Genomic DNA, 12277 nt, shown 5'->3' with positions numbered 1-12277 from the left:
CGTCTCGGGTTTCCAAGCGCGCTCTGAGGTTATCGTGTGAGGCAACCGGCGGGAGATCGTCATCTCCTGCCGGCATTCCGGGGGGCTCTTCGCGACAGATCGCTCGACAGCATCGCGTGATCCCGCCTTGCGGCGCATGTTTCCGCAAGCCGCTTAGGAAGTGATCGCGGCCCAATCGGCCCTCGGCAATACGACGCCTGCCGGGCTCGCCCTCAAATCCGAGCTGGAAAGCAGGCCGCCTGAAACCATGCATGATGATCCGAGCCTGATTTGAGCCCTTGAAACGCCCAGAAGGCGTTCATCCTGAAGCAGGGCGCGGACGGGGTTCCGGTGGCGGACATTTGCCGGTGGCTGTGCGCGCCGTGTCTAAAATTATCGCAACAAGGGCCCTTGGCGGTGATGCGGAATCGCGGAGGAAAGCCACGATCATGCATGGATCTGGGTTATGGCGCTTCCGACAACGCACTGCACGAGAACGGAGATTTCGATTCCAGTTCATGCGCCCGGCCGGACGCGCGGCGCATCCGATTTCTGGCCCAGACTTTGCTTCAGGCAATCAAAAGTTTCATCTTCGTTAAAAAAACGACGCGATGCGCTCATAGTTGATAGTGCGGTTAAGAAAGCGTAGATATCCCGCTGCTGACCGATGATTGGGATTCTCATGGCGATCGATTTCGTTGCTGCAAACGAGTCAACCCGAGAAGGCGGTATACGGTTTCGCTATGACCTTTCGGGGCGTTTCGTTGCGTTAACCGATATTGCAGCGATTATTGGCTCGAGCCTGATTTGTGGTTTTGTCTACGACGTGGTGCGGGACGGGACCTCGTCCGTCCTGGTGGATTCCACCGCGCTGGGTGCGCTTTTTGCCGCCCTCTTCGTTCTTCTAATGCAGCAGCGTGGCTTTTACCGGCCTATCGAGCTGTTGCGGCCGCTCCGGCAGATTTCCAATGCCTTGGCCATTTGGCTCGTCATTACCGGGTTCCTGACGCTGATCGGCTTCGCGCTGAAGACGGGGCACCTCGTCTCGCGTGCGACGACCATCTCGTTCGTGGTCGTCGCTTTCGGCGTGGTCGCCATGTCGCGCCTGTACTGGCAAGGCTTCATCCGCCGCGCACTGGAGCATGGCAAATTCGCGACACGGCGGGTCGCGATCATTTCCGATCGTTCGGGCCGGGACCTGAGCCGGACGACGCAGCGGCTCGCGCCTTTCGGTTTGTCGGTGAACGCGAGCGTGCGCCTGCCTGTCGGTGACGCAACGTCCGAGGGGAACGTGGACACGATCCTCGACCAGGCCGTCGCGGCGATCCGGGGGTCGAACATCCAGGAAATCGTCGTGGCGCTCGATAGCAGCCGCCTCGACCTCGCGGAATTGGTCTTCGCGCGGCTGCGGATTCTGCCGCTGCCGATCAAGTTCATGTTGGACGGCAAGCTGGGCGATCTCGTCTTGCGTCCGGTCGAGCGCTTCGGTCCGAACTTGGTTGCGGTCGAGGTGCATCGCGCGCCGATGAGCGAGGGCGAGCGTGCCGCCAAGCGGTTCTTGGACATCGCTGTCGCCGGCTCGGGGCTGCTGCTGATCTCGCCCTTGCTGATCATGACGGCGATTGCCATTCGCTTCGACAGTCCGGGCCCGATCCTGTTCAAGCAGGCGCGCAACGGCTTCAACAACCGGCCGTTCAAGATCCTGAAATTCCGCAGCATGCGGGTTATGGAAGACGGGGAGGTGGTTCGGCAGGCCTCGCGCAAGGACGATCGCGTGACTGCGGTCGGCCGTTGGATCCGGAAGTTGAGCATCGACGAGCTGCCGCAGCTCTGGAATGTCCTGCGGGGAGAGATGTCCATCGTGGGGCCGCGGCCGCACGCCATGGCTCATGACGAATATTACGAGCAGCTGATCGGCGATTATCCCTATCGCCAGCACGTCAAGCCCGGACTGACGGGTTGGGCTCAGGTCAATGGCAGCCGTGGCGAAACGCCGACCACGGAAAGCATGGCTGAGCGCGTTAAGCTGGATCTCTGGTATGTCGAGAACGCCAGCATCTGGCTCGATATCCGGATCATTGCGCGAACCTTCGGGACGCTTTTCAACATAAAGCATACCTACTGATCGTTGTGGTTTTTGCGCGCGAGGTAGAGCAGCGTCTCTCCACGTCGATGGATCCTTTTCATGCCTGTTGAATCAACGTCAGCACCCAGCCGGTCCCCCGCTCTTCAGCCAGCCAACGGGGACGGAACAAGGGTCATCGTCACGCCGCTGATCATGGCTGGCGGCGCGGGAACTCGACTTTGGCCGGTGTCGCGGGACTCGATGCCCAAGCAGTTCATCAACCTGCTGGATGACGGGCTGTCGACGTTCCAGACGACGTTGCTCCGGGTTCAAGGCCCGCAATTCGGGCGGCCGGTCGTCATCACCAACCAGGAATTCCGCTTTGTCGTGGCCGAGCAGATGCATGTGCTCGGCATCGCCGGCGATATCATCCTTGAGCCTGAGCGCCGCGACTCGGCCGCCGCCGTGGCAGTTGGCGCGCTTTTCGCCCAGGCCGGCTCACCCGACGCCGTCGCGATGGCGCTGGCGGCGGATCATGTGGTGATGGATGCGGATGCTTTCCGGGCAGACTGCCTGGAGGCGGCTGCGCTCGCAGCCGACGGGCGGATCATGACGCTCGGCATTGTTCCGAACCAGCCTTCGACGGCCTATGGCTATATCGAGCCGGGCGAGACACTGGGTTCGGACAAGGCGCGGCGCCTGGCGCGCTTCGTGGAAAAGCCGGACGCGGCGACGGCACAAGGTTATCTCGATCGCGGCTTCCTCTGGAACAGCGGCAATTTCGTTTTCTCGACGGCGACCATGCTCGCCGAGCTCGAACGCTTTGCCCCGCAGGTGCTCGCAGGCGCTCGCGCCGCGCTGGACGCGGCGAAGACCGATCTCGATTTCATCCGGCTCGACCCGGCAGCGTTCGCCGAGATCACGAAGATTTCGATCGATTACGCGGTGATGGAAAAGACCGACAAGGCCGGGGTCCTGTCTGCGGATTTCGACTGGTCCGATGTCGGGGCATGGGACTCGATCCACGAGGTGATGGCGAAGGACGGCGCCGACAACGTCTTGCAGGGGCCGGTCGTCGCCCTCGATACCTCCGGCTCCTTGCTGCGCAGCGATGATATGCTGGTCACCGGTATCGGCCTGCGTGACATGATTGTCGTCGCCACGCGCGATGCTGTCCTCGTCGCGGCGAAATCGGAAGCTGCCAGGGTCAAGGCGCTGGTCGAGGAGCTCAAGCAGCGGGGGCGCCCGGAAGCGGTTGAGCACCTGCGGATGTATCGCCCCTGGGGCTGGTATCAGCGGATCGATATCGGCGCGCGGTTCCAGGTCAAGCGGATCAATGTCAAACCGGGTGGAAAGCTGAGCTTGCAGAAGCACTTTCACCGCTCGGAGCATTGGGTCGTGGTGAGGGGAACCGCCGAGGTCACGCTCGACGGTACGATACGTCTCGTCCACGAGAACGAGTCGATCTATCTGCCGATCGGCTGCACGCACAGGATGGCGAATCCCGGCAAGATCGACCTGGAGCTCATCGAGGTTCAGGTCGGCAGCTATACGGGAGAAGACGATATCGTGCGGATCGAGGACATTTACGCGCGCACCTGAGGCGCACGAGGGCGAGCCGCCCGCAGCCATGTAGGGCTTGCCGGCAGCAAGACGCGAAGGCGATGCCTCCGCGTCATTGGCGTTTCTAAGGAGCAAAAAATGAAGATCGTGATGGTTGGTTCCGGCTACGTAGGACTTGTGTCTGGGGCTTGCTTTGCCGATTTTGGACATGAGGTGGTCTGCGTCGACAAGGTCGAGGCGAAGGTCGCGGCTCTGAAGCGCGGCGAGATCCCGATCTTCGAGCCCGGTCTGTCCGACCTGGTGCGGACGAATGCGGCGGCGGGGCGGCTGTCCTTCACCACCGATCTCGCCGGCCCGGTCGCGCAGGCCGATGCGGTCTTCATCGCGGTTGGCACACCCTCCCGCCGCGGCGACGGCTTCGCCGACCTGTCCTATGTCTATGCCGCGACCCGCGAGATCGCCGGGGCGATCAAGGGCTATACGGTGATCGTGACCAAGTCGACGGTCCCGGTCGGCACCGGCGACGAGGTCGAGCGCATCATCCGGGAACTGCGGCCGGATGCCGATTACGCCGTGGTCTCCAATCCGGAATTCCTGCGCGAGGGCGCGGCGATCGAGGATTTCAAGCGGCCGGACCGCATCGTCGTCGGCACCGATGACGAGCGCGCCCGCACGGTGATGGCCGATATCTACCGGCCGCTCTATCTCAACAACGCGCCGATCCTGAACACCGGCCGGCGCACCGCCGAGCTGACGAAATACGCGGCCAACGCCTTCCTGGCGACCAAGATCACCTTCATCAACGAGATCGCCGATCTCTGCGAGCAGGTCGGCGCCAATGTTCAGGACGTGGCGCGCGGCATGGGCCTCGACAACCGCATCGGCGGCAAGTTCCTGCATGCCGGGCCGGGCTATGGCGGCTCCTGCTTCCCGAAGGATACGCTGGCCCTGATCAAGACGGCGCAGGATTACGGCACGCCCTCGCGCATCGTCGAGACGGTGGCGGCGGTGAACGACCAGCGCAAGCGCGCGATGGGGCGCAAGGTGATCGCGGCCTGCGGCGGCGCGGTCAGGGGCAAGACGGTCGCTGTGCTGGGCCTGACCTTCAAGCCGAACACCGACGACATGCGCGACGCACCCTCGATCGCGGTGGTCACGGCCCTGCTCGACGGCGGCGCAACGATCCGCGCCTATGATCCGGAGGGCATGGAGCAGGCCAAGGCGGTGCTGCCGGCGGGCGTGACCTATTGCGGCGACGCCTATGAATGCGTGGCGGGCGCGGACGCGGCGGTGATCGTGACCGAATGGAACATCTTCCGCGCGCTCGATCTCGATCGGGTCAAGGCGGCGATGGCGGCGCCGGTCCTGGTTGACCTGCGCAATGTCTACCGGGCCGAGCAGGTCCGGGCCAAGGGCTTCGCCTATGCCGATGTCGGCCGCGGCATCGCAGCCCCCGAAGGCAACGAAGCCGAAAGCGCGGCTTGAGCGGGCGCGGCGGAGCGGCGTGTCACTGACCCGTCGCGCGCTCCTTCCGCCGCTCTTTCCTGCATCAGCGCCCGCTCCCGGGCGTTCTGCATGAGCCCGAGAGGGCTTTCGAAGGCCTCGGCCGCCTCTCGATGACGGCCGAGTGTGGCGAGCAGGTCGCCGCACACGCCCGGCAGCAAGTGATAACGCTTCAGCGCAGGCTCGCCGGCCAGCGCCTCCACAAGCGCAAGCCTGTTTGATGGCAGCCCGGTCCGGCCTAGCACCCAATTATCTCGGCAACGAACATGGCCCGAGATTCGCTCGATCAAACGCTCTTCGAGATGTGGGGGCAGCCGCTGGCTAAAACGCTCGACATCCTCGAACAGATCAGCGTTCGCCCCTAGGATGTTGCAGGTTGGCCTTCTGGCCGAACCAGATCCCCTATTCGCGAGATCCGCGCGCAGGCTGCACGAGCATTTTCGAGCGAAGTGGATGCCGGTTCACCTGAAGAACCGAAGGCCCGTTTCAGCGAAGCCGCCATACAACAAAGACCTTGTGGGTCTGAGCGTCCCGTTCCGGCGTCCGTCAGGTGTCGAAGAGCCATGACGGGTGCAGCAGCGATAGCGGCTCGCTCAGGGACGGAATGCGCCGGGAGCTTGTCATCTCCCGGCGCGAACCATCAATTTCTCAGAGCTCTGATCGAGTTCCGCGTAACGAGCGCGTCGTTGGATACGCCCGAGACCGTCGACGAGATGTCGTTGACCAGATTGAGGAACTTGGTCAGCTCGACCTGATCGGCGTTCGAGACGTAGATGACGTCGCGGTCGCGCATTTCCATCCGCTGCGCCAGGAACAGGCCTTGGCCCTGGCGCATGTTGACGCGATAGATCGTCGGAATCTGCTTCTGGTCGGCCGGGAAATTCTCCAGGGAAACACCCTGCTGCTCAAGCATGCGGCGGCTCTCCATGCGGTACATGAAGACCTGGCCCGGATCGGCTCGATTATCCAGCAGGCCACCCGCCTTGCCGACGCCGTCGGCGAGATAAAGCTTCTCCGCGTCGAAATCGAAGCGGCCTTGCAACCCGGACGCGCCGAAGGCGGTGAAGAAGCGCTGCTCACGATAGACATAGACCGTGTCGCCAGGCGCGACGAAGATATTCTCGCGCGGCTCCTGGACGAGCCGGTTGAAATAGACCGTTGCCTTCCGGCCGCGGCGCTGCAGCGTGACGTAGCTCTCATGGCCGGCATAGCGCAGGCCGCCGGCGCGGGAGATCATGTCCAGCACGCGGTCGCCTTCGAAATTGACCTTGAGCTTTGCCGACGAATTGACGTCCCCGACGACGGCGACCTCGGACCCGCGGTCGGCGAACGTGACCAGGACCTGCGGCTCGATCGCGCGATTGGAAAGGCGGGAAACGATGTCTTCCTGAATCTCGTTCAGGCTCTTGCCGACGACAGGCACCCGCCCCGCATAAGGCACGGTGATCGCACCGCTGCGCTCCACGACCTGGGAGGGGAGCGTGACAAAGTTGCCGGGGCGAGTTCCCGAATCCTTCGGAATAAAGAGCCCGCCCGAGACGGCTTCGAAGATCGTGACCTGAAGCGTATCGCCGACCGCAACCCTGATATCGGGGGCCCCGCCCTTACCGCCGCCGAAAGACTGATGGATCGAGCCCGGAGCAGACGCAACGGATGCCTTGACGATCGTGTCGGAGAGATCGACCAGCGCATAGGCAAGGTCCGGCTGCCGGGCTTCCGGCGCCACTGAACCCGCAGCCTCGGTCGCGAGTTGACGGTGGTCGGGTCCCGAGCGAGGCAAGAACGTGCATGCCGAGACCGAAACCGCGAGCACTCCGGCTGCCGTGAACCGTATCAGACCAGTTAGCATATCGTCCCCATCCGGCCCTCTGCTAACACCGAGGGCATGGCGCGAGCAAGATGCGATGATGTTCCGTAGAACCTTTGAGGGTTCCCTGTGGCATAAATGCTATGTGTCAATTCTTACAATGTTGTTTCGCTGGCTCCCAAGGGCATTCTTGGTAAACGGTGCCGGTTTCCCGTGCTGGCTGGCGAGAAAAGCGCCCTGGTTCGATTCTGCCGTTGCCCGGGTCGACTCGCCGTCGTCGTCGTATGTGTGTTGAAGCGCGTTTGGCGGTGCATTTCTTGCTTTTGTTCGCTGGGTCAGGCAGTATTGTTCCACCGCTTTGTCGAGACAGTAGAACATGCCCATGAAGACCGAGAGCCTTTCGTGCCTGAGGGCATCGTTCGCGATCGTCGCCTGTCTCGTTGCGAGTGCTTCGGCGCAGGCCCAGGGAGCGCCCGGGACCGTCCAGCCAGCCGCTGCGCCCACGGCTTTGCCGACCCCTTCGGTTGTGCCTCCGTCTGGCACCGCCACTGAAGCTCAGTCTCAGCCTGCGGCGACGCCGGTGCCCGATGCCGGGCCGGATCCGATGACGCTGCTGACCGGCTCTCCTTCGTGCTTTTTGTCGCCGCTGGCGATCGATCCTTCCGCGGTCGTGGCTTTTCGTTCGACGCCTCAGAATTTGCTGACCCCCTATCCGGACGGCGGCGGTCGCATGGCGCAGGATGTCAGGGGACTTGCCGGAACCGACGTTCATACGGTCCCGATGCTGATCGATTTGGCCCGGAATGCCAGTCCAGGCCAAACGGCGGCTATCGGCGCCGGGCTGGCGCAAGCGGCCAGGGCCTGTGTGAGGCAGCGCCCTGATGTCGCCCAGATCATCCAGCAGTTGATCATCCGGGCCGGCTTGGCGCCGCTCACGACCGCCTTCGTGTCCAGTTCCGGTGATGTGGCCACAGCGGCGATCGGTGGCGCGGCAGCCGGTGGAGCTGCGGCTGCCGGCGGTATCGGCGGATCGCCGGGCGGTGGTGACACCTCCGGCGCCGGTGGTGGCGTGGCGAGCAGTGGAGGCGTGAGCCTTTCGCGTTTGCGCAATAATGCGACCGTCAGCACATTCGGTGCCGGCGGCAGTTCGGTGGTGATTAACATTACCCTGGGAGGTGGCTCGGTCAGCCCCGTCCGGTAGTTCAAGCCGCGCCCGACAAGCCGTCCAGCGAAGGACCATCGGATATCATGCTTCAGCAAATCCATCATCGCAGCGATGGCGCCGGTTCCGCTCGCGATGACGCCGAGGGCACGACGATCGACCTCGACGGGATTTTGGCGGGTGCGCGGCGCCAGGCTAAAGTCATCATCGGAGCCATCGTCATCTGCGTGTTGCTGGCGGCGATCTATCTGGCCACGGCTACGAAGCTCTATACCGGATCAGCCGATATTCTGATCGACGGCCGTAACTTCGGAGCGAACAAGCCGGAGGATACGCAGATCGTGCTCGCGAACAGCGCGATCGACAGTCAGGTGGAGGTTCTCAAGTCGCAACGCGTCATCGACGGCGTGATCGACAAGCTCAAGCTGTTGGAAGATCCAGAGTATGCGGATGTCTCGCTGTTCTCGAGCCTGTTCGGGTGGCTGTTGCCGCGCAGTAGCAGTGACATCGAGGCCGCGCAGGCCGAGCTGCGACGCAAGGTGTCCGACAAGATCTTGCAGCGACTCAATGTCCAGCGGCTGAACAAGACCTTTATTCTCTCAGTCGATTTTCTTTCGCGTGATCCCGCCAAGGCGGTGACGATCACCAATGCGATCGCCGATGGATATCTGATTGAGCAGCTCGATTCGAAATACGACGCGACCCGCCGTGCGAGCGCGTGGCTGCAGGACCGCATTGCCGAGTTGCGCGAAAAATCGCTTGAGAGCGATCGTGCGGTGCAGCAGTTCCGCGAGAAGAACAATCTGATTTTGGCCGGAGGCCGGCTGATCAACGATCAGGCGCTGTCCGAGCTTAACACGCAGCTCAGCCTCGCCCGCTCGCAACGTGCGCTCGCCGAGGCACGTTTCGCACAGATCCAGTCGATCATCGCAGGCCGGCAGATGAACGCTGCCGTGCCGGAGGCTCTGACGAGCCCCGTCATCAACGATCTGCGGACGCGTTACCTGACCGCGTCCAAACGCCTCTCGGAATTGGTCGATCGGCTCGGAACCAATCACATCCAGGTCATCTCTGCGCGCAAGGAGTTGCGTGACTACGAGGATCAGGTCTTTGCCGAACTCGGTCGCATCGCCGAAAGCGTCAAGAGCGAGCTGCAGACCAGCCGTGAGCGCGAGCAATCGCTTCAGGAGAGCCTCGACAAGCTGATCGGAGCCAATGCCGCGGACAACATGACGCTGGTCACGTTGCGCGAGAAGGAGCGCGAAGCCGAGAGCTATCGCGGACTCTATCAGACCTTCCTGCAGCGCAATCAGGAATTGATCCAGCAGCAGACCTATCCGGTAACCGAAGCCCGCGTGATCACGCGGGCGACCAAGCCGAGTTCGGCGAGCCAGCCTCGGACGATGCTTGTGCTCGCCTTCAGCCTCGTGGCCGGCCTTGCCAGTGGCATCGGTATCGGGATGATCCGGGAGTATCGCGACATCGCCTTCCGCACCGGCGATCAGGTTCGCTCGGAGCTCGGTGTCGAGTTCCTCGGCATCGTTCCGCTGATGTCGACGAGTTCGGCTCCCAAGCCAGATCAGAAGTCGCCTCTGGCGATGATCAGCCCTTACATGATTGCGTCGATTACGGAGCCGCTCTCGCGGCTTGCCGATACGATGCGGACGATCAAGGTCACGCTCGATTTCGAGCAGCCGGGCTCCGGCGCCAAGATCCTCGGCCTGGTGTCGTCCCATAGCGGCGAAGGCAAGACCACGATTTCTGTGAACCTCGCCATGCTCTTGGGCAGCACGGGCGCACGCACGTTGCTGATCGACGGAGATCTTCGCCGCTGCGGGCTTTCGCGTGAACTGGCCAAAGATGCGACAATCGGTTTGGCAGAGGTGGTCCAGGGCAAGGAGCCCCTCAGCTCAGCGCTGAAACAGCTTGGTGGGTTGAAGGTCTGGCTGCTTGCCTCGCCGCCCGATCTGCGCGTGGCGCATTCGAGCGAAATCCTGCGATCTGAGGGCATGAAACGATTGGTCGAGGCCGCTGCCTCGCAATTCGACTATATTATCATCGATCTGCCGCCGCTTGGCGCGTTGGTCGATGCGCGCGCCATCGAGCCGATCATTCCAAATTTCCTGCTTGTGGCGGAGTGGGGAGATACGCCGCGCGAGAGCGTACGCAATATGCTCGATCACAACCCAAGTGTTCATGCGAAATGCATCGGGGCAATCCTGAATAAGGCCGATCCGGACCGGATCGGGAATTACATCTCCGACAAGCGCAATTTCTATACCTACTCGTCCTATTGAGATCGGCTGATCGTTTGTGGGATCTCTTCTCGTCGGCAGAGCCTTCGCCTGCGTCGTTGCTGTCGCCGGGCTTGCGGCGACCGGCTATGGCTTAGTTGAATATGTCCGTGCTTGGCCGTTGATGCAGGATGCTCAGCGGCTCGAATCGGGCTCGCGTTTCAGTCGTATTCCCGGACGCGGGGCCATCGCCGATCCGCAACTGCCCCGCCCGGCAGGCCTGTGCAACCTCTCAGCCGCACGCGCACTCGCCACGATGCGACTGGCGACCGTTGATGCGGCGGTCGAAGCAGACCAGTTCGCGCGCTTCGACGATGCCTTGGACGATGCCGCGGTCGCGCTGCGCGATTTGCTGCGATGCTCACCCCTGGACGGCAATGGCTGGTTGCGGCTTGCTATGGTCGAGGTCCAGCGCAGCGGGCCGACTCCAGATGTGGTGCGGGCTTTGCAGGCCTCCTATCTGTCCGCCCCTGCCGATCTCTGGATCATGCGGGCGCGCATTCCCTTTGCGGCGCGCCTCTCGGCGTCCGGCGTCGAAGGCATTGCGACGCAGTTCGAGAACGAACTCGCGGTATTCATGAGCGAGGCCTTTCCGCAGGATATTGCGGCAGTCTATGCCTCTACTTCGCCCGATGGCAGGACGTTGCTGGAAGCCCGGCTGAAGGCGCTCTCGCCAGCTCGCTATGCGCAGGTCTATCGCGCCATCGTCGCGACCGGGACGAGGCCAGACGCCGAAAGCCTGCCGCCTCCGGCGCCGCCGCCGCGGCGTTACCCACGATAGCATCGCTTGGAGCACGCGGCGCGGCCGGCAGGCGGTTGCAAACGAGCCGCTCGGCCTCGCCGCTTCGGGTTTCCATGTATTTTGGGGCATCGCGCCGGGCGGATAGTTAGGTTAATAGTCGTTGAATCTGTCTGAAAGTATTCGACTACATTCCTCCACGTGATCTCAAATTCAGTCTCGTATGAATGGCTCCATGAGGAGCTTGAATATGAGCCTGATCTCGAAATTTGCGATCCCGTTGGCGGTTCTTTGCGCGTCTATGACAGCTGAGGCGAAGCCGGTTAAGGTATCTTCGTTGAACATCGATCGCGTGGTCGCCGCGTCACCGCTCGTTGAGCGAGGCTACACTCTGGCCCCGATGGGGTTTATTCGATTTTGTATGCAATATGCTTCCGATTGCTCGGCCTCGGCCGCCGAGCCGATGGCTCTGACAACTGAGCGTCAGGAGCAGATGCAATCGGTCAATCTTTCGGTCAACCGCCGGATATCGCCGAAGGCTGATGCTCCCGGACAGGATATCTGGTCACTGAATGTGTCGGCTGGGGATTGCGACGATTACGCCGTGCAGAAGCGGCATGAGTTGATTGCTCTGGGTTGGCCGCAGGGGGCGCTCCTTTTCGCCGCGGTTTGGACGCCGCGCGGCGAGGCGCATCTCGTCTTGGTCGTGAGGACCGATCGCGGGGATTTCATCCTCGACAATCTGCGCTCGCAGATCGTGCATACGGCGGAAAGCAACTACCGGTGGGAGAAAATGCAGTCTGCCCGGAGCCCGCTCTACTGGGTCGAGGTCGATCGTCCGCAGCTCATTGCCCAGGCGCCTCAGCCGAAGCCTGCTCTGCGCCTGGAGCAGCCACGGCCCGCGCTTCCCGCTCCCGTCATTTTGTCGGACCTGAAACTGCCTGATAGCAGCTATCAGGTTGCAGAAATCCGCGGGACGATCTTGGCCTATTGAGAGTGGAGGCAGCTCTCCGCGAGCCGGAGCGGAACATCGGACTGAATATCGTATTCAGTCCGATGTTCCAGATATGTGATCCTGCATCGGCTTTTTCCCGAAAACCGCAATCCACGTTTCGGGCCGAAACTATAGGCCGCGCGCGTTTGAGGCTCGGTGCTGAATGAAATC

General features: G+C 62.4%; 8 protein-coding genes. 7 read left to right on the top strand and 1 reads right to left on the bottom strand.

What is annotated here, in order from left to right:
• Window positions 1-661: 661 nt before the first annotated feature.
• The 3 genes from AC3WMA_RS07255 to AC3WMA_RS07245 all read left to right on the top strand — a co-directional run bounded on the left by AC3WMA_RS07255 (window position 662) and on the right by AC3WMA_RS07245 (window position 5092).
• Window positions 662-2104, top strand: coding sequence for an undecaprenyl-phosphate glucose phosphotransferase (locus AC3WMA_RS07255; RefSeq protein ID WP_492284687.1), 1443 nt, complete (start codon window positions 662-664; stop codon window positions 2102-2104).
• Window positions 2105-2257: 153 nt separating this feature from the next.
• The gene (locus AC3WMA_RS07250) at window positions 2258-3646 is read left to right on the top strand and encodes a mannose-1-phosphate guanylyltransferase/mannose-6-phosphate isomerase (RefSeq protein WP_492284686.1); all 1389 of its coding nucleotides are present in this window, start codon (window positions 2258-2260) and stop codon (window positions 3644-3646) included.
• A gap of 99 nt (window positions 3647-3745) precedes the next feature.
• A complete protein-coding gene (locus tag AC3WMA_RS07245; RefSeq protein ID WP_492284685.1) occupies window positions 3746-5092 on the top strand; it encodes a UDP-glucose dehydrogenase family protein in 1347 nt (448 codons plus the stop codon).
• Between the two features lie 658 nt (window positions 5093-5750).
• Here AC3WMA_RS07245 and AC3WMA_RS07240 read toward each other — a convergent pair.
• A complete protein-coding gene (locus AC3WMA_RS07240; RefSeq protein ID WP_492284684.1) occupies window positions 5751-6836 on the bottom strand; it encodes a polysaccharide biosynthesis/export family protein in 1086 nt (361 codons plus the stop codon).
• A gap of 685 nt (window positions 6837-7521) precedes the next feature.
• Here AC3WMA_RS07240 and AC3WMA_RS07235 point away from each other — a divergent pair.
• The 4 genes from AC3WMA_RS07235 to AC3WMA_RS07220 all read left to right on the top strand — a co-directional run bounded on the left by AC3WMA_RS07235 (window position 7522) and on the right by AC3WMA_RS07220 (window position 12106).
• Window positions 7522-8118, top strand: coding sequence for a hypothetical protein (locus AC3WMA_RS07235; protein WP_492284683.1), 597 nt, complete (start codon window positions 7522-7524; stop codon window positions 8116-8118).
• Between the two features lie 47 nt (window positions 8119-8165).
• Window positions 8166-10376 (top strand): polysaccharide biosynthesis tyrosine autokinase, encoded by a 2211-nt coding sequence (locus tag AC3WMA_RS07230; protein ID WP_492284682.1) that lies wholly within the window; start codon window positions 8166-8168, stop codon window positions 10374-10376.
• 16 nt (window positions 10377-10392) lie between these two features.
• The gene (locus AC3WMA_RS07225) at window positions 10393-11154 is read left to right on the top strand and encodes a hypothetical protein (RefSeq protein ID WP_492284681.1); all 762 of its coding nucleotides are present in this window, start codon (window positions 10393-10395) and stop codon (window positions 11152-11154) included.
• A gap of 208 nt (window positions 11155-11362) precedes the next feature.
• Window positions 11363-12106 (top strand): transglutaminase-like cysteine peptidase, encoded by a 744-nt coding sequence (locus AC3WMA_RS07220; protein WP_492284680.1) that lies wholly within the window; start codon window positions 11363-11365, stop codon window positions 12104-12106.
• Window positions 12107-12277 lie beyond the last annotated feature (171 nt).

Source organism: Allobosea sp. FW305-C-101, from assembly GCF_058783685.1.
The sequence above is the reverse complement of the archived record's forward strand: the minus strand, read 5'-3'. Positions and strand labels throughout refer to the sequence as shown.

Bases quoted from the DNA above. Each gene is read 5' to 3' on its own strand.
- AC3WMA_RS07220 (WP_492284680.1), top strand. From the start codon at position 11,363: ATGAGCCTGATCTCGAAATTTGCGATCCCGTTGGCGGTTCTTTGCGCG.
- AC3WMA_RS07235 (WP_492284683.1), top strand. From the start codon at position 7,522: ATGACGCTGCTGACCGGCTCTCCTTCGTGCTTTTTGTCGCCGCTGGCG.
- AC3WMA_RS07245 (WP_492284685.1), top strand. From the start codon at position 3,746: ATGAAGATCGTGATGGTTGGTTCCGGCTACGTAGGACTTGTGTCTGGG.
- AC3WMA_RS07250 (WP_492284686.1), top strand. From the start codon at position 2,258: ATGGCTGGCGGCGCGGGAACTCGACTTTGGCCGGTGTCGCGGGACTCG.
- AC3WMA_RS07230 (WP_492284682.1), top strand. From the start codon at position 8,166: ATGCTTCAGCAAATCCATCATCGCAGCGATGGCGCCGGTTCCGCTCGC.
- AC3WMA_RS07255 (WP_492284687.1), top strand. From the start codon at position 662: ATGGCGATCGATTTCGTTGCTGCAAACGAGTCAACCCGAGAAGGCGGT.